This window comes from Xanthobacter sp. YC-JY1 (assembly GCF_021730305.1).
Lineage (GTDB): Bacteria > Pseudomonadota > Alphaproteobacteria > Rhizobiales > Xanthobacteraceae > Xanthobacter > Xanthobacter flavus.
Map to the genome: position 1 here is coordinate 4,288,127 of NZ_CP032674.1, position 23,303 is coordinate 4,311,429.

General features: G+C 69.0%; 21 protein-coding genes. 15 read left to right on the top strand and 6 right to left on the bottom strand.

Annotated features, from left to right (window positions below):
* Nucleotides 1–3 precede the first annotated feature (3 nt).
* The gene (locus D7006_RS20140) at nt 4–1,503 is read right to left on the bottom strand and encodes a CoA-acylating methylmalonate-semialdehyde dehydrogenase (protein ID WP_237354321.1); all 1,500 of its coding nucleotides are present in this window, start codon (nt 1,501–1,503) and stop codon (nt 4–6) included.
* A 96-nt stretch (nt 1,504–1,599) separates the two neighbouring features.
* Here D7006_RS20140 and D7006_RS20145 point away from each other — a divergent pair, with 96 nt between their 5' ends.
* Nucleotides 1,600–2,502, top strand: a complete 903-nt coding sequence (locus D7006_RS20145; RefSeq protein WP_237354322.1) for a LysR family transcriptional regulator — start codon at nt 1,600–1,602, stop codon at nt 2,500–2,502.
* Here D7006_RS20145 and D7006_RS20150 read toward each other — a convergent pair.
* Nucleotides 2,489–3,382 carry a LysR family transcriptional regulator gene (locus D7006_RS20150; RefSeq protein WP_237354323.1) on the bottom strand — a complete coding sequence of 298 codons (894 nt, stop codon included), beginning with the start codon at nt 3,380–3,382 and terminating at the stop codon, nt 2,489–2,491. The genes D7006_RS20145 and D7006_RS20150 overlap by 14 nt on opposite strands.
* Nucleotides 3,383–3,511: 129 nt before the next feature.
* On the opposite strand from D7006_RS20150, the gene D7006_RS20155 reads away from it, so the two are divergent.
* Nucleotides 3,512–5,152 carry a GMC family oxidoreductase gene (locus D7006_RS20155; protein ID WP_237354324.1) on the top strand — a complete coding sequence of 547 codons (1,641 nt, stop codon included), beginning with the start codon at nt 3,512–3,514 and terminating at the stop codon, nt 5,150–5,152.
* A 218-nt stretch (nt 5,153–5,370) separates the two neighbouring features.
* Here D7006_RS20155 and D7006_RS20160 read toward each other — a convergent pair whose 3' ends face one another.
* Nucleotides 5,371–6,903: a class I adenylate-forming enzyme family protein gene (locus D7006_RS20160; RefSeq protein WP_237354325.1), complete on the bottom strand. Its 1,533-nt coding sequence runs from the start codon at nt 6,901–6,903 to the stop codon at nt 5,371–5,373.
* A 168-nt stretch (nt 6,904–7,071) separates the two neighbouring features.
* Nucleotides 7,072–8,553, bottom strand: a complete 1,482-nt coding sequence (locus D7006_RS20165; protein WP_237354326.1) for a PLP-dependent aminotransferase family protein — start codon at nt 8,551–8,553, stop codon at nt 7,072–7,074.
* Nucleotides 8,554–8,751: 198 nt separating this feature from the next.
* Between D7006_RS20165 and D7006_RS20170 the strand changes: the two genes are divergently transcribed.
* Nucleotides 8,752–9,276 carry a CinA family protein gene (locus D7006_RS20170; protein ID WP_229643353.1) on the top strand — a complete coding sequence of 175 codons (525 nt, stop codon included), beginning with the start codon at nt 8,752–8,754 and terminating at the stop codon, nt 9,274–9,276.
* 10 nt (nt 9,277–9,286) lie between these two features.
* A complete protein-coding gene (locus tag D7006_RS20175; RefSeq protein ID WP_237354327.1) occupies nt 9,287–10,246 on the top strand; it encodes a GTP-binding protein in 960 nt (319 codons plus the stop codon).
* Nucleotides 10,247–10,310: 64 nt separating this feature from the next.
* Here the strand turns inward: D7006_RS20175 and D7006_RS20180 are convergent, their stop codons facing one another.
* Nucleotides 10,311–10,805: a hypothetical protein gene (locus D7006_RS20180; protein WP_237354328.1), complete on the bottom strand. Its 495-nt coding sequence runs from the start codon at nt 10,803–10,805 to the stop codon at nt 10,311–10,313.
* A 290-nt stretch (nt 10,806–11,095) separates the two neighbouring features.
* Here D7006_RS20180 and D7006_RS20185 point away from each other — a divergent pair, with 290 nt between their 5' ends.
* From D7006_RS20185 to D7006_RS20230, 10 genes are all read left to right on the top strand, one after another.
* Nucleotides 11,096–11,845 (top strand): orotidine 5'-phosphate decarboxylase / HUMPS family protein, encoded by a 750-nt coding sequence (locus D7006_RS20185; protein ID WP_169123722.1) that lies wholly within the window; start codon nt 11,096–11,098, stop codon nt 11,843–11,845.
* On the top strand, nt 11,842–13,299 hold the full coding sequence (locus D7006_RS20190) for an aldehyde dehydrogenase (protein ID WP_237354329.1): 1,458 nt from the start codon (nt 11,842–11,844) through the stop codon (nt 13,297–13,299). Before D7006_RS20185 ends, D7006_RS20190 begins: the two co-directional genes overlap by 4 nt.
* A 119-nt stretch (nt 13,300–13,418) precedes the next feature.
* Nucleotides 13,419–14,675 carry an amidohydrolase family protein gene (locus D7006_RS20195; RefSeq protein WP_237354330.1) on the top strand — a complete coding sequence of 419 codons (1,257 nt, stop codon included), beginning with the start codon at nt 13,419–13,421 and terminating at the stop codon, nt 14,673–14,675.
* 115 nt (nt 14,676–14,790) lie between these two features.
* Complete coding sequence (gene nadC / locus D7006_RS20200) at nt 14,791–15,663, top strand: carboxylating nicotinate-nucleotide diphosphorylase (protein WP_210257822.1); 873 nt, start codon at nt 14,791–14,793, stop codon at nt 15,661–15,663.
* 25 nt (nt 15,664–15,688) lie between these two features.
* Nucleotides 15,689–16,444, top strand: coding sequence for a pyrimidine 5'-nucleotidase (locus D7006_RS20205; protein WP_237354331.1), 756 nt, complete (start codon nt 15,689–15,691; stop codon nt 16,442–16,444).
* 2 nt (nt 16,445–16,446) lie between these two features.
* The gene (locus D7006_RS20210; protein WP_169123719.1) at nt 16,447–17,574 is read left to right on the top strand and encodes an ABC transporter substrate-binding protein; all 1,128 of its coding nucleotides are present in this window, start codon (nt 16,447–16,449) and stop codon (nt 17,572–17,574) included.
* Between the two features lie 28 nt (nt 17,575–17,602).
* Nucleotides 17,603–18,487, top strand: a complete 885-nt coding sequence (locus D7006_RS20215) for a branched-chain amino acid ABC transporter permease (protein WP_237354332.1) — start codon at nt 17,603–17,605, stop codon at nt 18,485–18,487.
* On the top strand, nt 18,484–19,365 hold the full coding sequence (locus D7006_RS20220; protein WP_237354333.1) for a branched-chain amino acid ABC transporter permease: 882 nt from the start codon (nt 18,484–18,486) through the stop codon (nt 19,363–19,365). The genes D7006_RS20215 and D7006_RS20220 overlap by 4 nt, the downstream gene beginning before the upstream one ends.
* The gene (locus tag D7006_RS20225; protein WP_237354334.1) at nt 19,365–20,135 is read left to right on the top strand and encodes an ABC transporter ATP-binding protein; all 771 of its coding nucleotides are present in this window, start codon (nt 19,365–19,367) and stop codon (nt 20,133–20,135) included. Before D7006_RS20220 ends, D7006_RS20225 begins: the two co-directional genes overlap by 1 nt.
* Nucleotides 20,128–20,856: an ABC transporter ATP-binding protein gene (locus D7006_RS20230; RefSeq protein ID WP_237354335.1), complete on the top strand. Its 729-nt coding sequence runs from the start codon at nt 20,128–20,130 to the stop codon at nt 20,854–20,856. The genes D7006_RS20225 and D7006_RS20230 overlap by 8 nt, the downstream gene beginning before the upstream one ends.
* Before the next feature lie 48 nt (nt 20,857–20,904).
* On the opposite strand, the gene D7006_RS20235 is transcribed toward D7006_RS20230, so the two are convergent.
* Entirely contained in the window at nt 20,905–22,620 is a 1,716-nt protein-coding gene (locus D7006_RS20235; RefSeq protein WP_237354336.1) for a SulP family inorganic anion transporter, read from the bottom strand.
* A 187-nt stretch (nt 22,621–22,807) separates the two neighbouring features.
* Here D7006_RS20235 and D7006_RS20240 point away from each other — a divergent pair, with 187 nt between their 5' ends.
* Nucleotides 22,808–23,302, top strand: coding sequence for a DUF2165 family protein (locus D7006_RS20240; protein WP_237354337.1), 495 nt, complete (start codon nt 22,808–22,810; stop codon nt 23,300–23,302).
* The last annotated feature ends 1 nt before the right edge of the window (nt 23,303 follow it).

Sequence of the window (23,303 nt, forward strand, 5' to 3'; positions counted from 1 at the left end):
CGCTCACTTCATGGTGGGCATCACGAACTCGGCGCCGGCGCGGATGCCGGTGGGCCAACGGGTGGTGATGGTCTTGAGGCGCGTGTAGAAGCGCACGCCCTCCGGCCCGTGCATGTGGTGGTCGCCGAACAGCGAGGCCTTCCAGCCGCCGAAGGAGTGGAACGCCATGGGCACCGGGATCGGCACGTTGATGCCGATCATGCCCACCTTGATGCGGTGCGCGAACTCGCGAGCGGCATCGCCGTCGCGGGTGAAGATCGCCGTGCCGTTGCCGAACTCGTGCTTGTTGATGAGGTCGGCGGCGGTGTCGTAGCTGTCGGCGCGCACCACGGAGAGGACGGGTCCGAAGATCTCCTCCTTGTAGATGCGCATGTCCGGCGTCACGTGGTCGAACAGGGTGCCGCCGATATAGTAGCCGTCCTCATAGCCCTGAAGCTTGAGGCCGCGGCCGTCCACCACCAGCTTGGCGCCTTCCGCGACGCCCTGGTCCACATAGCCCGACACCTTCTCGAGGTGCTGCTTGGTGACGAGCGGACCCATCTCGGACTCGGGGTCCGTGCCGGGGCCGACCTTGAGCGCGCGCACCCGCGGCTCCAGCTTGGCCATCAGCGCCTCGGCGGTGGCCTCGCCCACCGGGACGGCCACCGAGATGGCCATGCAGCGCTCGCCGGCCGAGCCGTAGGCGGCGCCCATCAGGGCGTCCACGGCCTGGTCCATGTCCGCATCGGGCATGACGATCATGTGGTTCTTGGCGCCGCCGAGCGCCTGGCAGCGCTTTCCGGTGCGCGCGGCGGTCTCGTAGATGTAGCGGGCGATGGGGGTGGAGCCCACGAAGCTCACAGCCTGGATGTCCGGATCGTCGAGCAGCGCGTCAACGGCGGTCTTGTCGCCGTGGATGACGGTGAACACGCCGTCCGGCAGGCCGGCTTCCTTCAGCCACTGGGCGAGCAGCAGGGAGGCGGAGGGGTCGCGCTCGGAGGGCTTCAGGACGAAGCAGTTGCCGCAGGCCAGCGCCACCGGGAACATCCACATGGGCACCATGGCCGGGAAGTTGAACGGCGTGATGCCGGCGACCACGCCGAGGGGCTGGCGCACCGCGTGGCTGTCGATGCGGGTGCCCACGTCCTCGGTAATCTCGCCCTTCAGGAGCTGCGGAGCAGCAGTGGCGAACTCCACCACCTCCATGCCGCGCTGCACTTCGCCCTTGGCGTCGGAGAACACCTTGCCGTGCTCGGCGCTCACCACCTCGGCGATCTGGTCCACACGCTCTTCCAGGATGCGCAGGAAGGCGTTGAGGATGCGCGCGCGGCGCAGCGGCGTGGTGGCGGCCCAGCCGGGGGCGGCCTTGTTGGCGATCTCCACCGCCGCGCGCACTTCGGCGGCGGACGCGAGCGGCACTTCGCGGGTCTGCGCGCCAGTGGCGGGGTTATAGACCGGCGCCGTACGGCCGCTGGTGCCGGCGACGAGCTTGCCGCCGATGAAGTGGGAAATCTGCGTGGGCATGATGCGCCTCCCGTTTGAATTGCCTCCGTGATGGCGCTTCAAACGACGCGCAGCAATGCTATAGTCCGAGCAGCTGTTGTGCGAAAATTGTAGCCCATGAATCTCCCCCTCGACTGGGACCACCTGCGCGTCTTCCTCGCTGTCGCCCGGCGCGGGCAATTGCTGGCCGCCGCACGGCAGCTGGCGCTGAACCACGCCACCATCGCCCGCCGGCTCGATGCGCTGGAGGCGGCGCTGGGCAGCCCGCTGTTCGACCGCCGCCCCACCGGCTGCGTCCTCACCCAGGCGGGCGAGCGGCTGATGCCGGCGGCGGAACGGGTGGAGGCGGAGATGCTGGGCATCGCCGAGCGCTTCCGCAAGGAGGAGGCCGAGGTCTCCGGCACCGTGCGCATCGGCGCGCCGGACGGGCTCGGCAATTATTTCCTCGCCGCCGAGCTGGGGCGGCTCGCGCTGCTCCATCCCCATCTGGTGGTGGAGCTGGTGCCGCTGCCGCGCACCTTCTCCCTCTCCCGGCGCGAGGCGGACCTCGCCATCGTGCTCGACCGGCCCACCGAGGGCCGCCTCACCGTCTCGCGCCTCACCGACTACACGCTGGGCGCCTATGCCGCCGCCAGCTACATCGCCGCTTTTGGCGCGCCGGAGAGCGAGGCGGACCTTGCCGGCCGGCGGGTGGTAACTGGGGTGGAAGACCTCGCCTATGCCTCGGCGCTGGATTATTCCGGCGTGCTGGAGAAGCACGGCGGCCAGCCCTTCCGCTGCGCCAGCGTCACCGGCCAGATGGAGGCGGTGCGCTCCGGCGCCGGCATCGGCGTGCTGCACGATTTTGCCGCCGCCTATTATGGCGACGCGCTGGTGCGCATCCTGCCGCGCATCGCCTTCCGCCGCAGCTATTTCCTGCTCGCCCATCCCGACACGGTGGAGGTGCGCCGCATCGCCACCGTGCGCGCCTTCCTCGCCCGCCGCTTCCGCGAGGAACGCGCCCGCTTCATCGCCGAATGAACTGCGCGCGGTCCGCCCGAACGGCGGCGGTGATGGCATCGAGCACCGCCCGCACCCGGGCGAGGTGGGCGAGATCGTCATGCACGGAGAGCCAGTAGCTGCGGGTGAGGCGCACCTGCTCGTCCAGCAGCGGCAGAAGGTTCTTATGGGGCGCCGCGAGGAAGGCCGGCAGCACGCCGATGGCGGCGCCGGAGAGCACCGCATTCACCTGCGCGATGACGCTGGTGGAGCGGATGACCGGCTTCAGCTCCACCCCCGGCCCCAATTGCGAGAAGTCGAGGGCGCGGGTGAAGAGCAGTTCCGGGATGTAGCCGGCGAGCACGTGGTCCTTCAGGTTATCCACCGTTGCCGGCCGCCCGCGCCGGTCGAGATAGGCCTGCGTGCCGTAGAGCTGCAGCGTGTAGTCGGTGAGCTTGCGCACCCTGACCTGCCCGGCGATGGGGCGGTCCAGCGTGATGGCGATGTCCACCTCCCGGCTCGCCAGCGAATAGGACCGCGGCAGGGCGACCAGCTCCGTCTCCAGCTTCGGATTGTCGGCCGAGAGCGCGGCGAGCCGCGCCGCGAGATAGCCCACCCCCAGCCCCTCCGGCGCGCCCACGCGCACCCGCCCCGTGGGCTGGCGCTCGCCCTCGCCGAGGCCGGTGATCTTGCGCAGCACGAGGGATTCCATCTCCTCCGCCGCCTGCGCCAGCTTCTGCCCCTCCTCGGTGATGAGGGTCCGCCGCCCGGCGCGGGTGACGAGGGGGGCGCCCACCGCCGCCTCCAGCCGCGCGACCCGCCGGCCCACCGTGGTATCGTCCAGCCCCAGCGCCCGCCCGGCGCCGGCCATGCGCCCGGTGCGGACAAGCTGGAGGAAGATGCGCAGGTCGTCCCAATCCATGATGCGGTGAAGTCCCTGCGGGTATTGAGGCCATCCTGCAAAAATGCAGGATGGATCGGAAACTATCGTCCTTGCGTGCAGAAATCCAAGCTGGGATCACCAGCGGAGAGAAACAAGCGGGAGGCGCCGGTGGAACGGCTCGAAGGGGATTACGACTATATCGTCGTCGGCGCCGGCACGGCCGGCTGCATCGTTGCCAACCGCCTCTCGGCCGATCCGCGCACTCGCGTGCTGCTGCTGGAAGCCGGCGGGCGGGACAACTGGATCTGGTTCCACATTCCCGTCGGCTATCTCTTCGCCATCGGCAATCCGCGCGCCGACTGGATGTTCAAGACCGATGCCGAGCCCGGGCTGAACGGCCGGTCCCTCAATTATCCCCGCGGCAAGGTCATCGGCGGCTGCTCGGCCATCAATGCCATGATCTCCATGCGCGGCCAGTCGGCGGACTATGACCACTGGCGCCAGCTTGGCCTTTCCGGCTGGGGCTGGGAGGACGTGCTGCCGGCCTTCAAGTCGCTGGAGGACCATTTCCTCGGCGCCAGCGACATTCACGGCTCGGGCGGCGGCTGGCGCATCGAGCCGCCGCGCATCGAATGGGACGTGCTGAACGCGGTGGCCAACGCCGCCACCGAACTCGGCATCCGCAAGGTGCCGGACTTCAACACCGGCGACAACGAGGGCGTCGGATACTTCCATGTGAACCAGAAGTTCGGCCGCCGCTGGTCCTCCGCGCGCGGCTTCCTGAAGCCTGCCCTCGGCCGCCCCAATCTCCGGCTGGAGACGGACGTGCTGGCCGACCGCCTCATCATCGAGAACGGCCGCGCCGTGGGCGTGCGCTATCGCCAGAACGGGCGCTGGATCGAGGCGCGCTCCCGCGGCGAGGTCATCCTCACCGCCGGATCCATCGGTTCGGTGCAGATCCTCCAGCGCTCGGGCGTCGGGCCGGGCGAGTGGCTCGCCGAGCGTGGCGTCGAAACGGTGCTGGACCGGCAGGGGGTGGGGCGCAATCTGCAGGATCATCTCCAGCAGCGGGCCATCTACAAAGTCTCCGGCATCCGCACCCTGAACGAGACCTATTATTCCCTGCCCCGCCGCGCCCTGATGGGCGTGGACTACGCCCTGCGCCGGCGCGGGCCGCTCACCATGGCGCCCTCCCAGCTCGGCATCTTCACCAGGTCCGATCCGCATCAGGAGCGGGCGAACATCCAGTTCCACGTGCAGCCGCTCTCGCTCGACAAGTTCGGCGAGCCGCTACACCGTTTCCCGGCCATCACCGTGGCGGCGTGCAACCTGCGCCCCACCTCGCGCGGCGTCGTGCGCATCGCCAATGCCGATCCCGAGGCAAAGCCGCAAATCGCGCCGCATTACCTCACCACCGAGGAAGACCGGCAGGTGGCGGCGGACGCCATCCGCGTCACCCGCCGCCTCATGCGCCAGCAGGCGCTGGCCCCCTACCGGCCGGAGGAATATCTGCCCGGTCCGTCCGTGGGCGACGACGATGCCTCGCTCGCCAAGGCGGCGGGCGATATCGGCACCACCATCTTCCATCCCGTGGGCACGGCGAAGATGGGGCGCGTGGACGACCCCATGGCGGTGGTGGACGAGCGCCTGCGCTTCATCGGCCTCGGAGGCCTGCGCGTGATCGACGCCTCCATCATGCCCACCATCACATCCGGCAACACCAACACCCCCACCGCGATGATCGCGGAGAAGGGCGCGCGGCTGGCTCTTGAGGATGCGCGGGCCGGAGCCAGTTCGGCGGCGGCGTGAGAGCGACCGCGCCGTTGTGATCGCCCGTCCGTCCCTTCCCCCTGAACAGCTGTCATCGCCCGCCTCGTGCGGGCGATCCACGGATGGTCTGGTGGGGTGCCCGGATCACATCGAGCGGACACGCGAAAGGGGTGGATCCCCCGGACAAGCCGGGGATGACGGTGATGGCGGGAAAGGGCCGCTCCCGGTCTTAACCCGCCGCCCAAGCTCCCCCTTCCCTACCCCCTGAGCGCGCGGCGCATCACCTTGCCGGAGCCGGTGCGGGGCAGTTCCTCGATGAAGACATAAGAGCGGGGGCGCTTGTACTCGGCGAGGTGCTCTGCGGCATAGGCTTCGAGCGCCGCCGCATCGGCCTCGGCTCCCGCCTGCAGCACGACGAAGGCGGTGACGAGGGAGACGTCTCCCGATTGCACCTCCGCCACCGCCACCTCGGCCACGTCCGGATGGGCGGCAAGCGCGCGCTCCACCTCTTCCGGCGCCACGCGATAGCCAAAGGCGTTCATCTGGTCGTCGGCGCGGCCCTCGTACCAGAGGTAGCCGTCCGCATCGAAGCGGGCGAGATCGCCGGTGAGGAACCACTCGCCGCGCATCGCCGCCGCCGTCTCGTCCGGCAGTCCCCAATAGCCGAGCATCAGGCCGGGATCGGAGCGATGCACCGCGAGAACGCCGGTGTCGCCCGCCGGAAGCGGGTGGAGGGCGTCCGGGGCCTCGCCCTCGGGCGGCAGCACGACGACCCGCCGCCCAGCCTGCGGCTTGCCGGGACTGCCCGGCCGGGTGGGCACCGCGGGGCCGGAGGAGACGTAGGTGGAAATCTCGCTCATCCCCAGCGCCTCGTAGAGCGGGCGCCCCGTCGCCGCCACCCACTCTGTGTGCAGCGCCGCCTTCAGCGCCTCCCCGGCGGTGAGGCCATGGCGCAAAGCGGGGAAGCGGTCGGGCGTGATGTCGGCATATTTCAGGATGCGCCGGTAGAGGCCGGGCACGGCGGCAAACTGGGTCGCGCCGGTCTCCTCCAACAGATCGAGCCACGCACCCGGCGGGCGATCGCCGAGATGGACGATGCTGGTCGCCCCCACCGCCCACGGGTCCATGAGGCCGACGCCCAGCGTATAGGTCCAGTTGAACGCACCGGCGTGGAAGAGCAGGTCGTCGCCCTTCAGGTCATGCCAGCCGGCGCGCATGGGAATGCGCCCGAGCCCCACCCGCTGGGCATGGGCGACGCCCTTGGGGCGCCCGCTGGTGCCGGAGGTGAAGACCAGGAAGGCGAGGTCGTCCGCCCCCGTGTCGGCGAAATTCATGGCCGATGCCGCGCCCAGCCGATCCATGCCGGCGGCATCGATGACGCCAACGCCCGCGCGCGGCGCCGGCATCACGCCCGAACTGTCGCCCACCACCAGGGCCGCGCCGGAATCATCGAGGATCATCTCCACCTCGTGCGCCGTGAGCATGGTCGAGGTGGGAATGGGCGCGAGCCCGGCGGCGATGGCGCCGAAGAACATCAGCGGGAATTGCGAGGTGTTGCCCACCCGAAGCAGTACCCGCGAGCCGCGCGGCAGGCCGTATCCGGCAAAGCCGCCGGCCACGCGCAGCACGGCCTCCCGCAATTCACCGTAGCTCCACCGCTCGATGATGCGGCCCTTCGGCCCCTCGGCCACCAGCAAGGCCGGCTTGTCTGCCGCCGCGCCCGCCCCGGTGAGGCAGAAGCGGGCGAGGTTGAAGGGATGCGGGGCAGCCTGATTCACGGTGTCGGTCATGGTGCGATCATGGCTGGCGCGCCCCACCCACGCCAGCGCGATTGCAAAGCTTCACGTTGGTATCACCACCATGCCGGAACAGCGCCGAGGACGCCTGCCGCACGACACCCTCACTGACGCAAAAATCCCATTGGGATCAGGCCGTTGAGGTGCCGCCCGCAGGCGCATCTACAGCGCGCCGCGCAGGCGGTGGATGCCAGCCTCGATCTGCTCCTCGGCCAGGGAGGCGTAGCCGAGCAGCAGCCAGTCGTTGCTCACGTCGGCGGTGCCGTATTCATGCCCGCCGCCGTTCTGGATGGTGTAGAGGCCGACATTGCGGCTCTTGGCCAGCGCCGCCATCTGGTGGGCGCGCGGCATGCCCGGCGGCAGCTTCCAGGCGAGGTGGGTGCCCGCCTCCGTGCCGCGCAGTTCCACCCGCCCGAACGCATCGCGCAGGGCGGAGACCAGCACGTTGCGCCGCTGCTGGTAGCGCAGCCGCACCCGCCGCAGGTGGCGTACGAAGCCGCCGGTGTGGAGGAATTCGGCCAGCGCCGCCTGTTCCAGCCACACATGCCCGTTGTCGAGCAGCGCCTTCGCCGCCCCCGCCGCCGGGGCGAGGTGATCGGGGAAGATGGCGAAGCCCGTGCGCAGCCCCGCGCCCAGTGATTTGGAGAAGGTGCCGAGATAGATCACGTTCTCCGGGCTCATGGCCTTGAGCGCCGGCAGCAGCATGCCGCCATAGTGGAACTCGCTGTCGTAATCGTCCTCGATCAGATAGGCGCCGGTCCGGTCGGCCCAGGCGAGCAATTGCTGGCGCCGCTCCAGCGAGAGCACGCCCCCCATGGGGTATTGGTGGGAGGGCATCACATAAGCGAGCTGCGCTGCCACGCCGGCGAGGCGCGACGTGTCGATGCCGTGCTCATCCACCGGCAGCGGGTGGAGGTGCATGTTGACGCTCTCGAACAGATAGGCGGCGCCCTGGCTGCAGGGATTCTCCACCACCACCGCGTCGCCCTCCCGCGCCAGCACCCGCAGCGCGAGGTTGAGGGCGAGCTGGGCGCCGGCGACGATCACCACCTGTTCGGGACGCACATGGATGTCGCGCATCACCGCCACATGGTCGGCGATGGCGGTGCGCAGGGCCATGAGGCCGCAGGGATCGCCATATTCGGTCAGGTTGTGCCCGGCCACGGCGAGGGCATGCAGCACGAGGCGCCGCCACGTCTTCAGCGGGAAGGCGCGCGGATCGGTGCGCTGGGGCCAGAAATCGATGGGGATGCGGCTGGTGTTGAGGATGGAATGGGGCCGGCCGGTGAAGGCGGCGGGCGCCAGCTTCTCGGGCGAGCGCCGCTCCGCCGGAGCCGGCGCCTCCGCGCGCACCGACACAGCCGAGGCGGACGCGCTCACCGACGCGCTCATGGCTGTTTCGGGAACCACCGCCGCCACATAGGTCCCGACCATGGGGCGGGTGACGAGATAGCCCTCGTTGATCAGCCGCTCATAGGCGAACGTCACCGAATTGCGGGAGACGCCGAGCTGCTGGGCGAGATGGCGGGAGGACGGCACCGCCGCCTCGGCCTTCAGCCGCCCATCCAGGATCTGCTGGCGGATCTGCTCGAAGAGCTGTTCCTGAAGGCTCAGAGTGGAGGCGCGGTCGAGGGAGATCAGCACGGGGTCGCATCTCTTTGGTCCGGGCAACACCGCATGTTGGCACCTATTGGGGCCAGTTGCGAGAGGGCCAGTCGCTGACGGCGTTTTGGGGCCACCCCTGCCGCTTGCTTGACTTGACCGGTGGGGGACAACCATTTTCACCGTCGACGCGCGTGCTTTGCTGAATTGGCGGCCGCGCCCGCATCTGAGGCGACACTTATGCCCGACACCGCTTTGCTCCAGGCGGACGAAACCCTGTTTCCCGCGCCCCTCCTCACACTTGCCGCAGATGTGCTGGCGGCCGCGCGGGCGCGGAACATCCGGCTTGCCGCCGCCGAGACGGTGACCTCCGGCCTTGTCGCCGCCTGCCTCACCTCGGTGTCCGGCGCCTCGGAGATCTTCGAGCGGGGCTATGTGCTCTACCATTCCTCCGCCAAGGCCACCGGCCTCGATGTGCCGGCCGCCGTCTCCGCCGCCCATGGCGCGGTGAGCGCGGAGGTCACGCGCGGCCTCGCCCAGGGCCTGCTCGGCCATTCCGAGGCGGGCGCCACCGTCGCCATCACCGGCTATGCCGGGCCCGGCGGCGGCAATGCGGTCAATCCCGTGGGCACCATCTTCATCGCGGTGGCCACCCGGGACGGCGGGCTCGCGGAAGAACGCCACGTCTTCCCCGGCAGCCGGGACAATGTGCGCCTCTGCGCCGTGCAGGCGGCCCTCGCTCTGCTCAAGTCCCAGCTCGCCTGACGCGCCGCGCATGAGCGACATTCCGGTCGTCCTCGTCACCGGCTTCCTCGGTGCCGGCAAGACGACCCTGCTCAACGATCTCCTGAAGCGCCCGGCCTTCCGCGACACCGCCGTCATCATCAACGAGGCGGGCGACGCCGGCATCGACCATGCGCTCATCGAGACCGGCAGCGACGAGGTGATGCTGCTCGAGGGCGGCTGCATCTGCTGCCGCATGAAGGGCTCGCTCAACGCCACGCTCAACGGCCTGTTGCGCCGCCGCGCCATGGACGACTTCGCCTTCCGCCGGGTGGTGGTGGAAACGAGCGGCCTCGCCGATCCCGCGCCGGTGCTCCATGCGCTGATCGCCGATCCGCTGTTCAACCGGCATTTCTCCATCGCCGGCGTGACCACGGTGGTGGATGCCGCAAACTTCGCCTCAACCCTCGCCCATCATCCCGAGGGGATGACGCAGGTGGCCCTCGCCGACCGCATCCTCATCAGCAAGGCGGACCTCGCCACCGCCGACCAGCTCGCCGCCGCCGAGCGCGAGGTGGCGATGCTCAATCCGCTGGCGGAATGCCATGTGCTGCCGGCGTCGGCGCGCGACGGCACGCTGCTGTGGATCGACCCGCGCGAGACGCCGCGCCCGCTCAGCCGACGCTTCTCGGCCACCGGCGTCGGCCATGCGGTGACCACCGCCTCCCTCGCCTTCCCCGGCCGCCTCACCCAGGACCAGGTGGACGCCTGGCTCGACCGGGTGAGTGACCTGTTCGGCGCCGCCTTGCTGCGCCTCAAGGGCATCCTGCATCTGGAAGAGGTGCCGCAGCCGGTGGTGCTGCACGGGGTGCAGGGGCTGGTCTATTCCCCCGGCCTCCTCGCCAACGCGGCGGGGGACGAGAACCGCATGGTGCTCATCGCCCGCGGCATCGAGGAGCAGGACCTCGCCGACGCGCTGACCCTGCTCGCCGGAATGGCGCGCCCCGAGTGAGACCCTAGGCACCCGGGACTGGCCCGCTCGGCCCTCGATCGAAGACCGAGGCCGGTGGCACCAATTACCCGCCGTTGGCCTGGACGCACTGGTTGACGCGGGCCCACGCTTCCTTGGCGCGCTTGCCGAGATTGACCGTCCCCACATCCTCGGAATCCGGCAGCGAGAACTGGTAGGCGCCGGCGGCCACGATATGGTCGATGGCCACGAATGGCATGGTGAACCACATGCGCGTGCCATCTGCACCGCCCGGCACCGTCCATTCCAGCATGCCGCGCGGCTTGCCGGGGACGTTGACGATGGTGCCCTTGAAGTCGCCCTTGCGGCCCTCGGCCTTGACGCTCATGTAGACGTGGCCATCGGTGCGCCGGGCAATGATGTCGTCACGGTTGCCGACCTTGCGCGTGGCGCGGCAATTGATGATGCCGGATTTCTCCGTGGTGGCGGTGAAGGTCCAGCCATCGAAGCCCGCTCCATAGGGCTTGACCTGAGCCTGCGCCCCCGAGCTGGTGGCGAGCGTGGCGGCGACGGCGAGCGCGGCGAGAATACCCGTCTTCATGTGCGGCCTTCATAAGGTGAAAGGTGGCGGGACGGCCTGATGGCACTGGATCTTGCCGAGCCCGAACCATGGTCAAGCTCCAGCAGGGCCATGTTTATGAAACGCCGGCTGAATGCAAGTTGAACGAAGCGTGGCCGAATTGCGCGAAAAGCCGCCCGCGCACCCTCGCCCCGCCCGCAACTGGCCCCATGGGCCGGACTGGCTCCATAAGCCTGTAACAAGCCGGCGCTACCGCGTGTCCCTCCCCGCCCCTAGCGTTCGTGGACAGGATGGAAACGAGCGAGACCGCAATGGCCAGCACTTTTTCGGCGAAGACCTTTTCCGGCACCGTGGGCATCGTCCCCGCCCTCGACATCGAGACGCAGGAGAAGTTCGATGCGGTGGTGAAGGCGACGAGCGGCGTGCCCGGCGTCGCCGGCTACAAGCTCGGCCTCACCAGCGTGCTGCGCCATGGCCTGAAAGAGTCCATGCGGCGGGTGCGCGACCTCACCGACCTGCCCATCCTCTACGACCACCAGAAGGCCGGCCCGGACATGCCGGACATGGCGAAGAAGTTCACCGCCCTCTGCGCCGAGGCCGAGGTGGACGGGCTCATCCTTTTCCCCGTTGCCGGCCCCACTGCGGTGGACGGCTTCGTCGGCGAGGCGCTGAAGGCCGGCATCGCGCCGGTGGTGGGCGGCGAGATCCCGGTCGCCGACTATGGCGTCTCCGGCGGCGGCTACCTCCTCGACAATGCGCTGGACCTCATCCTGGAGCGCTCGGTCCAGGGCGGCGCCGATCATTTCGTCCTGCCCGCGCACGATGCCGCGAAGGTCACGCGCTGGTCGCGCTGGATCGCGGCGAACGTGAAGAACCCGCTGGTATTCCTCACCGGCTTCGGCTCGCTGGGCGGCACCATCGAGGGGGCGTTCGCCGCCGCCGAAGCCTGCCCGCGCCGCTTCGCCATCGTCGGCCGCCTCATCACCGAGGCGAAGGACCCGGCCGCCGCCGCCACCGCGCTCTATGAGAAGATGCAGGCGCTGGAGGCAACGGCGCCATGAACGCCGTGCTGCCGTCCCTCCACCGCGAGCCCTTCGTGGGCGGACGCTTCGTGCCCGCCATGGGCGGCGGCGTCGAGGCGCTGGTCGATCCCTGGACGGGCACGCCCCTCGCCGAGGTCGCGCTGGCGGGTCCGGTGGAGGTGGAGGCGGCGATCCGCATGGCGCGCCATGCCTTCGATGCCGGCGACTGGCCCCATCTTCCGCCCGTGGACCGCGGCGCGGTGCTCCACCGCATCGCGGCCGGGATCACGGCACGGCAGGACAAGTTTGCGCAGATCGAGGCGGTGAACGCCGGCAAGCCCATCTCCGGCGCCCTGCGCGAGGTGGAAGGGGCGATCCGCGTCTTCACTTATTATGCCGGGGCCATGGACAAGGTGTTCGGCGACACCATCCCCCTCGGCAAGGATCTTCTGGATTTCACCCTGCGCGAGCCCCTGGGCGTGGTGGCGCAGATCGTGCCGTGGAACTTCCCGCTGCTCGGCGCCTCTTGGAAGCTCGCGCCCGCGCTTGCCGCCGGCTGCGCCGCCATCCTGAAGCCCGCGCCTCTGACGCCGCTCACCGCCCTGCTCCTTGCCGAAGTGTGCCGCGAGGCGGGCGTGCCCGACGGCTTCCTCTCCATGCTGCCCGGCGGCGCGGACGTGGGGCGGCGGTTGGCGGAGGACCCGCGCATCGACGGCATTTCGTTCACCGGCTCCACCGCCGTGGGGTCGGAAGTGATGCGGCTGGCCTCCGCTTCCATCAAGCGCGTGGCGCTGGAACTCGGCGGCAAGAACGCCGCTTTGGTCTTCGCCGATGCCGACATGGAGAAGGCAGCAGCGAGCGCGGTGGCCTCGGGATTCGGCAATGCCGGCCAGTCCTGCTCCGCCCGCTCGCGCCTTCTGGTGGAGCGCGGCGCGCTGGAGCCCTTCGCCCGTGCCTTCACCGCTGCGGCCGCCAAGCTGAAAACCGGCAAGGCGCTGGACCCCGCGACCAATCTCGGCCCGCTCATCTCCGCCTCTCACCGCGATGCCGTGGACCGTACCGTGGCGCTGGCGCGGGAAGCCGGCGCGGACCTCGTGAGCGGCGGGGTGATGCCCGAGGGCGACGGGTTCTTCTACCCGCCCACCATCCTCTCGGGCGTGGGGCCGGACAATCCCGCCTTCAGCCGGGAGATCTTTGGCCCGGTCTGCTCGCTCACGCCGTTCGACAGCGAGGCCGAGGCCATCGCGCTGGCCAATGACAGCGACTATGGTCTCAATGGCTCCGTCTGGTGCCGCGACATCGGCCGGGCGCTCCGGGTGGCGCGGGCCATGCGCACCGGCATGGTGGCGGTGAACGGCCTGCCGAGCGCCTCGAAGACCAGCGTGTTCGCGCCTTTCGGCGGCTACAAGCGCTCCGGCATCGGCCGTGAGCTTGGCCTACAGGCGCTGGATTTCTACTGCGAGATCAAGAACGTGGTGGTGGACCTCACCTAGCGGAAGACAAAAGGAGCCACCGTCGGCGGGCTGGACCCATCGTTGCGTCGGCGGCTGGCTCTCAATGCCCGGCAAATGGCGTTGCTAACTTTTTGAACAGAGCGAAAGGCAAGGCGCGTATGGCCATCGCAATCGTCGGCGGAACCATGATCGACGGCACGGGGGCGGACCCGGTGCCGAATGCGGTCGTGGTGATCGAGGAAGGGCGCATCGTCGCCGCCGGCCCCGAGAGCCGGGTGAGCGTGCCAGCGGGCGCCCAGAAACTCGACGCGGCGGGGCGCACCGTGCTGCCCGGCTTCATCGACACCCATGTCCACGGCACCTACCGCGCCCGCGACATGCGCCAGCACCTCTTGAACACGCCCACCTACAACGTGCTGAAATCCATCGAGGTGTTCCGCGAGACCATCGCCTGCGGCATCACCACCGCGCGCGACATGGGCGGTGCCGATGCCGGCTTCCGGCAGGCCATCGAGGAAGGCATCATCGACGGGCCGCGCCTGTTCATCTCGCTGGGCATGGTCTCGCAGACCGGCGGCCATGGCGACTACTGGCTCCCCGCCGGCATGCGCATCCAGAAGCGCGCCTGGCTCCCCCACACGGTGGCGGACGGGGTGGAAGAGATCCGCCGCCTGGTGCGCGAGCTTCTCATGCGCGGCGCCGACTTCATCAAGATCTGCGCCACCGGCGGCATCACCTCGGTGACCGACAGCTGGGACGAGCCGCAATTCACCATTGAGGAGATTTCCACCGCCGTCTCCGAGGCCGCCGCCAAGGGCAAGCGCGTGGCCGTACATGCCGAGGGCCTCGCCGGCATCAAGAATGCGGTGAATGCCGGCATCCACTCGCTGGAGCACGGCTGGTTCATGGACGAGGAGAGCGTGGACCGCATGATCGCGGGCGGCATCTGGTGGGTGCCGACGCTGGCCCTGGTGCCGCTCTCCATCGAACATCGCCGCAAAAACACCGCTTGGGCCAGTCACCAATTGGGCCAGGAGGACGTGAAGGACGCGCAGATCTATTCGCTGATGCAGACGCAGATCCCCCTCTGGAAGGAGGCGGTGAAGCGCGGCGTGAAGGTGGCCATGGGCACCGACCAGTCGCACCGCCTGCTGGTGGGCGAGAACATGGCCGAACTCGCCTTCATGGTGGACTGGCTCGGCATGTCGCCCATGGAGGTGATCGTCGCCTCCACCACCAAGGCGGCGGAATGCATCGAGCAGCCGAACCTCGGCGCGCTGAAGGCGGGCTGCATGGCCGACGTGCTGGTGCTGGACGGCGATCCGCTCGCCGACATCCGCATCCTGGAGCAGCGCGACCGCCTGCATCTGGTGATGAAGGGCGGAAAGGCCTTCACGAACCGGCTCGACGGCTGAGCGCTGTCGATAAAATGATTTTGTCAATTGATATAGTAGAAAACAACTGCTAGGCAGCATCACAGAGCCGGGCCGGGAGCGCCCCAGGAGCCGTTTAATGAAGTTGAACCGCTTTATGATCCGGCCTCTCGTCGAGCTGGGCCTTCGCGAGGAGTTAAGCTCCGGCGATACAACCGGAGGCTTTCTCGTCGGCGACGATCCGGTTCAGACGGCCAATATCTACGCCAAGGCGAACGGGATCGTCTGCGGCATGCTGTTCGCCGACGAGACCATCCGTTCCATCGAGCCCGATGCGCGCATCGAATGGCTGGTGGAGGACGGCGCCACGGTGGAGCCCGGCACCGTGCTGATGCGGGTGCAGGCGCGCGCCTCCACCTTCTTCGTCATCGAGCGCTCGGCCCTCGACTGGCTGCAGCAGATGAGCGGCATCGCCACCAAGACGCGCCGCTATGCCGAGCTGGTGAAGCACACCGGCGTACGCATCACCGACACCCGCAAGGGCTGGCCGGGCCTGCGCATGGTGCAGAAATATGCCGTGCGTGTGGGCGGCGCCCACAACCACATCTTCAACCTCGCCAATTGCGTGCTGGTGAAGGACAACCACATCAAGATCGCCGGCTCCATCACCGAGGCGGTGAAGATCCTGCGGGCGAGCGCGCAGCACACCTTCAAGTTCGAGGTGGAGTGCGAGAGCCTGGAGATGGTTCAGGAGGCGCTGGATGCCGGCGTCGAGATCATCATGTTCGACAACATGGACCTCGACGAAATGCGCGAGGGCCTGAAGCTGACCAAGGGCCGCGCCATGACCGAGGCGTCCGGCGGCATCAACGAGACCACCATCGTACCCATCGCGGAGCTTGGTGTGGACGTGATCTCCATCGGCGACCTCACCCACACGGTGAAGGCCCTCGACATCAGCCTCGATGTGCGGGACATCAAGCCGAGCGCTCAGCGGACCATCGACCGCCTCAAGCAGCTCTCGAACTGAACACAGGCGGGCCATGCGCGGGGACATGCCCTTTCGTCTGAGGCCGGGAACGGAGACCTTCGTCTTCGACCTCGACGATACCTTGTACCCGCGCTCCGCCGGCCTGCACGGCCAGATGCTCGCCCGCGTCTGGCTGTTCATCCAGGAATTGACCGGCTGCACGCCGGAAGAGGCGGCGGCGCTGCACGCGCACTATTACGAGACCTACGGCACCTCCCTCGTCGGGCTCCAGCGCCACCACGCGGTGAAGCCGCAGGATTTCCTCGCCTTCGTCCACGAGATCGACCTCTCCGTTCTCGCCGAAAACGCGGAGCTGCGCCTCGCGCTGGAAGCCCTGCCCGGCCGGCGCCTCGTCTTCACCAACGGCTCGCGCGCCCATGCCGAGCGGGTGCTGGAGCGCCTCGGCATATCCGACCTGTTCGAGGGCGTGTGCGACATCGCCGCCTGCGACTATATCGGCAAGCCCGAGCGCGCCGCCTACGACACGCTCGTCGGCCGGCACGGCGTCGCGCCGGACCGCGCCATCATGTTTGACGACCGCGCAGTGAACCTCGCCGTGCCCCACGCGCTGGGCATGCAGACGGTGCTGATCGGCGATCACGGCCTTCCCGAGACGCCGGACGCCGCGCACGTCCATTTCCATTCCCTCGCGCTAGCGCCCGTGCTCGCCCAGATCGAGCCGCGCACGCCCCCGATACCGACGCCAAAGGCCGCACAAAGCCTTCATAAGGGCCCGCAAAATAAGGGCTCATCAACGACCGACCTTCCTCAGGAGCCATGATGATGCACGCCCGTCTCACGCGCCTACTCATCGCCGCCACTGCCGTCTCGCTCGCCGCCGCGCCCGCCTTCGCGGCCGACGTGAAGCTCGGCATCGTGCAGTCCACCTCGGGCGGCTCGGCCGCCCTCTACGGCACCATGCAGAAGAACGGCGCGGAGCTGGCTGCCGCCGAGATCAACGCCTCCGGCAAGCTCGGCGACCTCAAGCTGGTGCCCGTCCACCAGGACGATGCCGGCGATCGCGGCCAGACCGTCAACATCTTCCAGCGGCTCATCAACCAGGACAAGGTGACGGTCATCTTCGGGCCGACGCTGACCACCTCGGCCTTCGCCGCGGACCCCATCGCCAACGCCGCCAAGGTGCCGGTGATCGCCTCGTCCAACACCGCCCCCGGCGTGCCGGCCATCGGCGAATACATCTTCCGCACCAGCGCGCCCGAGGCGGCGGTGTTCCCCGGCGTGCTCGCCTATGCGGTGAAGCGCTACCAGCCGAAGACCGCGGCGCAGATCTACGGCATCGACGACGTGCTGATGAAGGCCGCCTACGGCGTGCACAAGGCCGCCCTCGACAAGGCCGGCATCAAGGTGGTGGCCACCGAGACCTTCCAGAAGGGCGACGTGGACTATTCCGCCCAGCTCACCAAGATCAAGGCAGCCAACCCCGACATCATCGTCGTCGGCGGCCTCGCGGAAGAGACTGCCAACATCGTGCGGCAGGCCCGCCAGCTCGGCATTCCGCAGTCCACCGTCTTCCTCGGCGCCAACGCCGCCATCTCCACCAAGCTCAACGACCTCGCCGGTCCCGCCGCGCAGGGCTTCCTCGTGGGCTCGGGCTGGTTCATCGACTTCGACACGCCCGCCAACAAGGCGTTCGTGGAGGCCTACAAGGCCAAGTACGGCAACGCCCCGGACACCTTCGCCGCCCAGGCCCACGCCGCCGTGACCATCTTCGCCGATGCGGTGAAGCGCGCGGGTGGCGTCTCCGATCCGGCGAAGCTGCGCGCCGCCATCGCCGACACCAAGGACCTCCAGACCGTGCTCGGCCCCTTCTCCTTCGACAAGGACCGCGAGCCGGTGCTGGTCGCCAAGGTGCTGGAGCTGAAGGACGGCAAGTTCCAGCTCGCCCAGTGATCCACCGGCCCGTCCGGGGGATCAGCGCATGACCACCTTCCTGCAGCAGGTCGTGAACGGGCTTTCGCTCGGCTCGATCTATGCCGTCTTCGCCATCGGCTGCACGCTGATCTTCGGCGTGCTGAACATCGTGAACCTGGCGCAGGGTGCCTTCTTCATGGTGGGCGCCTATCTGGGGCTCGAGATCGCCCTCCTCGGCCTGCCGCTGCCTCTGGCGCTCCTCGTGGCGCTGGTGGGCGGCGGCGTGCTTGGCATGGCGTCCGAGCTTCTCGTCTTCCGCGTGCTCCGGCTGCGCGGCGGGCACAAATGGATGGGCCTGGTCGCCAGCCTCGCCCTCGCCCGCCTGCTGGTGGGCGTCGCGCAGGAGGTGTTCGGCACCGCCGTCCACGGCTATCCGCCCAACCCCTTCACCGCCATCGTGTGGGAGATCGGCGGCGTGCGCGTGCAGCTGCTGCAGGTCATCGTGGTGATCACCGCGGTGATCCTCATGGGCATCCTCGGCTTCACCCTGCAGAAGACCTCGGTGGGCCGCGCCATCCGCACGGTCGCCTTCTCGGAGGACGTGGCCCGCATCGTCGGCGTGGAGGTGGGGCGCACCATCCTCATCACCTTCTTCATCGCCGGCGCGCTGGCGGGGGCGGCCGGCGTGCTGCTGGGCCTCCTCTTCAACGTGGTCTCTCCCTTCATGGGCGAGCACATGCTGGTGAAGGGCCTCACCGTGATGATCCTCGGCGGCCTCGGCAACATCCCCGGCGCGGTGGCCGGCGGCTTCCTGCTGGGTCTCGTGGAGGTGTTCTCCGTCGCCTATGTCTCGTCGGCCTTCCGGGATGCCATCGGCTTCGGGCTCATCTTCCTGATCCTGCTGGTGAAGCCCACGGGCCTCTTCTCCGGCTTCGAGGAGCGGCGCGCATGATGGCCGCCCTCGACGGATTTCTCGCCAGCTACGGCAACCTCGTGAACTTGTGCCTGCTGAACACCCTGCTCGCCTACGGCGTGTGGCTGGCGCTGGCGGCCAACATGTTCACGCTGGGCACCGGCGGCTTCATGGCGGTGGGCGCCTATTGCAGCGTCTATTTCACCATGCAGCTCGGCGCGCCCTTCGCCGTGGCGGTGGTGGCGGGCGGGCTGCTGGCGGCGGCGGTCGCGCTCGTCATCGGCGCGCCGGTGCTGCGGCTGAGGGGCGATTACTTCATGCTCGCCACCTTCGCCTTCACCGAGGTGGTGCGCGTGATCGCGCTCAACTGGGACGCCGTCACCGGCGGCGCCATCGGCATCTACGGCATCCCGCGCTACACCGAGACATGGCAGCTGGTGCTGCTGGTTCTCATCGCGCTCTATTTCGTCTTCGCCCTGCGGCGCTCCTATTTCGGCCGGTCCATCGCGGCCATCCGGCAGGACGACGTGATGAGCGAGGCCATGGGCGTCAACGTGTTCGGCCAGCGCCTGTCGCTGTTCGTCGCCTCCGGCTTCGTCAGCGGCGGCGTGGGGGGCCTTGCGGCGCATCTCAACTTCTTCGTCGGCCCCTCGGACTTCGGCCTGCTGCGCAGCGTGGATGCCCTCGCCTACCCCATCCTCGGCGGCGTGAACGCGCTCTTGGGGCCGATGGTGGGCGCCATCTTCACCACCCTGCTGCCGGAGCTGCTGCGCTTCTCCAGCCAGTGGCGGGAGATCCTGATGGGCCTCCTCATCCTCGCGGTGGTGCTGTTCCTGCCCGGCGGGGCGATGTCGCTCCTGCGCTGGCGGCCGCGCAAGGCGGCGGCCCGCCGGCCCTCCACCCAGGGAGCCGAATGATGGCGGCGGCGGAACTCGAACTCTGGCAAGTGGCCAAGCGCTTCCAAGGCGTGGTGGCGGTGGACAGCGTGTCGCTGACCGCCGCCGCCGGAAAGGTGACGGCCCTCATCGGCCCGAACGGCTCCGGCAAGACCACCACCATGAACATGATCACCGGCCTCTATCCCACCGACGCCGGCCACATCCGCCTCGATGGCGTGGACATCGCCCGCCTCGCCCCGCACAAGGTGGCGGCGCTGGGCGTTGCCCGCACCTTCCAGAACATCCGCCTGCTGGCGAGCGAGACGACGCTTGACAACGTGCTCCTCGGCGCCCACCGACACCAGTCCGCCAGCCTGCTCGACGTGCTGCTCGGCCTGCCGGCGGTGAAGCGCAGCGAGACGCGGGAGAAGGCGCGCTGCGAGGCGCTGCTCGATCTCGTGGGCATCGCCGCTCTGCGCGACGTGGCCGTGGGTGGCCTCTCCTACGGCGACCGGCGCCGGGTGGAGATCGCCCGCGCCCTCGCCACCCAGCCGCGCCTGCTGCTGCTGGACGAGCCGGCGGCGGGCATGAACTTCGCCGAGAAGCGCGCGCTGGCCGACCTCGTGCTCGCCATCCGCGACATGGGGATCACCGTGCTCCTCATCGAGCACGACATCGAGTTCGTGGCCCGGGTGAGCGACCATATCGTGGTGCTCAATTTCGGCCGCGAGATCGCCGCCGGCACACCGGAGGAGGTGCGCCGCATGCCGAGCGTGATCGAGGCCTATCTGGGGACCGAGGATGCTTGAGCTCGTCAAGGTCACCTCCGGCTACGGGTCCGTCGCGGCCGTCGAGGACATCGACATCACCGTTCCCGCCGGCGCCTGCGTCTGCCTCATCGGCGCCAATGGTGCGGGCAAGACGACGACGCTGCTCACCATCTGCGGCCTCGTGCGCGCCTTCTCCGGCACCGTGCGCATCGAGGGGCGGGACATGACCGCCCGCCCCGCAGACAGGATCGTCCGCGCCGGCGTGTCGCTGGTGCCCGAGGGACGGCGGGTGGTGGCCTCCATGTCGGTGGAGGACAATCTGAAGGTCGGCGCCTATGTGCGCGGCGGCGATCCGGCCATCGCCGACGACATGGAGCTGATCTACACCCGCTTTCCCCGCCTCAAGGAGCGCCGCTTCCAATATGCCGGCTCCCTCTCCGGCGGCGAGCAGCAGATGCTGGCCATGGGCCGGGCGCTGATGGCGCGGCCCAAGCTGCTGCTGCTGGACGAGCCATCCATGGGCCTTGCCCCCCATGTGGTGAACGACATCTTCGCCACCATCGCCGACATCAACGCCAAGGGCACGACCGTGCTGCTGGTGGAGCAGAACGCCCGCAAGGCACTTTCCGTCGCCAGCTACGGCTATGTGATGGAGCACGGACGCATCCTGTTCGCCGACACCGCCGAGGCGCTGGCCCGCGACCCGCGCGTCATCGCCGCCTATCTCGGCATGCGGGCGGCGGAGACGGCTTCAGCCTGAGTACCGCTTCCGCTCAGGCGCCGCGCGGGCTTTCCTAGTTGCCCTCGCTCATGCGCCGCGCGGGCTGAGAGCCTCGCCGCTCGCCTCGAAGGCGCGATAGGCGTCGTCGAGATCATCGAAGATCATGTCCGGGCCGATGGCATCGAGCAGCCCCGCGCGGTCGAGCAGGGTGCGGACCTCGTCGTGCATCTCGGCGATGCCGAACTTGAGGCCGCGGCGCTCCAGTTCCGCACGCACCTCCTCCAGCGCCGCGGCGGCGGTGGAATCCACCTGCGTGATGGCACTGGCGTCCAGCACCAGCCAGCGTGTGCCGCCGACCAGAGTGTCGGCGATGGCGTCGATGCGGCCCTGCATGCGGTCGGCATTGAAGAACAGAAGATCGCCCTGGATGAGCACGATGGCGAGCCCCGGCACCTGCCGCGCGTCGGCCCGCCGGTGCAGCTTGTAGAAGCCCTCGTGGCCCGGCACCCGCCCGAGCAGCGCGTCGCGCGGATACATCATCTTGTGCAGCAGGTAGGCGAAGGTCGCGCCGATGGCGATCAGCACGCCGTTCAGCACACCCAGGCTGATGGGCGCGAACAGCGCGATCATGGCGAAGGCGAACTCCATGCGGCTGATGCGCCATAGCTGGCGCAGGGCCGGCAGGTCCACGAGGCTCAAAGCGGCCGAGATCAGGATCGCCCCCAGCGCCGGAATGGGCAGGATGGCGAGCGCCGGCTGGAGAAAAAGCACGATGGCGAGCAGCGCCAGCGCCGCCACCACGCTGGCCAGCTGCGAGCGTCCACCCACGCTGGCATTCACCGCCGTACGGGAATCCGAGGCGGTGATGGGGAAGGCGGCGAACAGGCCGGCCGCGACGTTGGCGGCTCCGAAACCCACCATCTCGCGGTTGGCATCCACCGGATAGCCGCCGCGCTCGCCGAAGCTGCGCGCCGTGACGATGCCGGCCGCGAAGCTGACGAGGAAGATCGCCGCCGCGCCGATGAGCAATTGGTCGATCGCCGCGCCGCCCCCGGCCGGCAGCGCCAGCGCAGGCAGGCTGGAGGGGATCGACCCCACCACGGCGATACCGCGCCCCTCGAAATCGAACAGCGCGGAGAGCACCACCGAGAGCACCACGACCACCACCTGCCCCGGCACCGGCAGGCGCGTGCGGCGCACGAGATGGAGCACGGCGAACATGCCGAGCGCCAGAAGCAGCGAGGGCCAGTGCACCTCATGCGCCTTGCGCACCAGCTCGATGACCGGTGCGACGAGCCCGTCCCCGATGATGGGAATGCCGGTGACGCGCTTCAGCTGCCCGACGAGGATGGACAGCGAGATACCGGCGAAGAAGCCCACCAGGATCGGCCGTGACAGGAAGGTGGAAAGCACCCCCAGCCCCACCAGCCGCGCGGCGAAATAATAGCCGCCGACCACGAGGGCGATGAGGGCGGCGACCCCCGGCTTGTCGATGGCCGCGAGGTCCGGCATTCCGGCGAGCACGGCCGCGAGCACGGTGATGGTCGCCGCATCCGGCCCCACCACCAGCTGGCGTGACGGGCCGAACACCGCATAGGCAATGAGCGGCGCGATGGAGGCGTAAAGCCCCGTCTGCGGCGGCAGGCCGGCGATGGCGGGATAGGCGATGGCGCTCGGCAAGCCCACCGCGGCAATGGCGAGCCCCGCGGCGACATCCGTCTTGATCCAGCCTGGCCGATATCCGGCGAAGCTCGCCAGCAGCGTCCGTGGGGCTTCTTGAGAGGACGCGCTGTCCGCTGCCACCGGTCAATCTCCGTCCGCCGGCATGAACGCCGCCGGGCTGGCGGGACCATGCCACAGGCAGGGACGGCCCGGAAAGTCCGTCAAAACCCGGCGTTGCCCTCCTGCGCGCACCGCCTTGCCTCCCGGGCTGCCGCTTCTAGAATCGCCGCGGGAGCCGCATCAAGGCGGCGAGGCGGGGGCAGGAACGATGGTTCTGATCCGGCTGTGCAAGATCGCCCTCGTGGCGACGATCGCCGTCTTCTTCACGCTGGTCGCCTTCGGCAACATCACGGACTACGGGACGAACTGGGCCTTCGTCCAGCACGTGCTGGCCATGGATACCATCTTCCCGGACTCCACGCTGCGATGGCGGGCGATTACCGACGAGCGGCTCCAGACCGCAGCCTATGTCGCGATCATCGCCACGGAGGGGGCCATCGCCCTCGTGCTGTGGGCTGGCGTCGTGCGGATGTTGGCCGCGATCCGCACACCGGGCTTCCGCCGCGCCCGCGCGACGGCCGTGCTCGGGCTCTCCCTCGGCATCCTGCTCTATGGGGGCGGGTTCGTCGTCATCGGCGGCGAATGGTTCGCCATGTGGCAGTCGAAGACCTGGAACGGTCAATCCACGGCCTTCGCCTTCATCGGCTGGATCTCCGCCGTGCTCATCATCCTCCTCCTGCCGGAGCAGGAGGAGGAGCACTGAG

Bases quoted from the DNA above. Each gene is read 5' to 3' on its own strand.
- nadC (WP_210257822.1), top strand. From the start codon at position 14,791: ATGATCCGGCCTCTCGTCGAGCTGGGCCTTCGCGAGGAGTTAAGCTCC.
- D7006_RS20220 (WP_237354333.1), top strand. From the start codon at position 18,484: ATGATGGCCGCCCTCGACGGATTTCTCGCCAGCTACGGCAACCTCGTG.
- D7006_RS20175 (WP_237354327.1), top strand. From the start codon at position 9,287: ATGAGCGACATTCCGGTCGTCCTCGTCACCGGCTTCCTCGGTGCCGGC.
- D7006_RS20185 (WP_169123722.1), top strand. From the start codon at position 11,096: ATGGCCAGCACTTTTTCGGCGAAGACCTTTTCCGGCACCGTGGGCATC.
- D7006_RS20215 (WP_237354332.1), top strand. From the start codon at position 17,603: ATGACCACCTTCCTGCAGCAGGTCGTGAACGGGCTTTCGCTCGGCTCG.
- D7006_RS20150 (WP_237354323.1), bottom strand. From the start codon at position 3,382: ATGGATTGGGACGACCTGCGCATCTTCCTCCAGCTTGTCCGCACCGGG.
- D7006_RS20190 (WP_237354329.1), top strand. From the start codon at position 11,842: ATGAACGCCGTGCTGCCGTCCCTCCACCGCGAGCCCTTCGTGGGCGGA.
- D7006_RS20210 (WP_169123719.1), top strand. From the start codon at position 16,447: ATGCACGCCCGTCTCACGCGCCTACTCATCGCCGCCACTGCCGTCTCG.
- D7006_RS20205 (WP_237354331.1), top strand. From the start codon at position 15,689: ATGCCCTTTCGTCTGAGGCCGGGAACGGAGACCTTCGTCTTCGACCTC.
- D7006_RS20170 (WP_229643353.1), top strand. From the start codon at position 8,752: ATGCCCGACACCGCTTTGCTCCAGGCGGACGAAACCCTGTTTCCCGCG.
- D7006_RS20180 (WP_237354328.1), bottom strand. From the start codon at position 10,805: ATGAAGACGGGTATTCTCGCCGCGCTCGCCGTCGCCGCCACGCTCGCC.
- D7006_RS20160 (WP_237354325.1), bottom strand. From the start codon at position 6,903: ATGACCGACACCGTGAATCAGGCTGCCCCGCATCCCTTCAACCTCGCC.
- D7006_RS20195 (WP_237354330.1), top strand. From the start codon at position 13,419: ATGGCCATCGCAATCGTCGGCGGAACCATGATCGACGGCACGGGGGCG.
- D7006_RS20145 (WP_237354322.1), top strand. From the start codon at position 1,600: ATGAATCTCCCCCTCGACTGGGACCACCTGCGCGTCTTCCTCGCTGTC.
- D7006_RS20240 (WP_237354337.1), top strand. From the start codon at position 22,808: ATGGTTCTGATCCGGCTGTGCAAGATCGCCCTCGTGGCGACGATCGCC.
- D7006_RS20140 (WP_237354321.1), bottom strand. From the start codon at position 1,503: ATGCCCACGCAGATTTCCCACTTCATCGGCGGCAAGCTCGTCGCCGGC.
- D7006_RS20225 (WP_237354334.1), top strand. From the start codon at position 19,365: ATGGCGGCGGCGGAACTCGAACTCTGGCAAGTGGCCAAGCGCTTCCAA.
- D7006_RS20230 (WP_237354335.1), top strand. From the start codon at position 20,128: ATGCTTGAGCTCGTCAAGGTCACCTCCGGCTACGGGTCCGTCGCGGCC.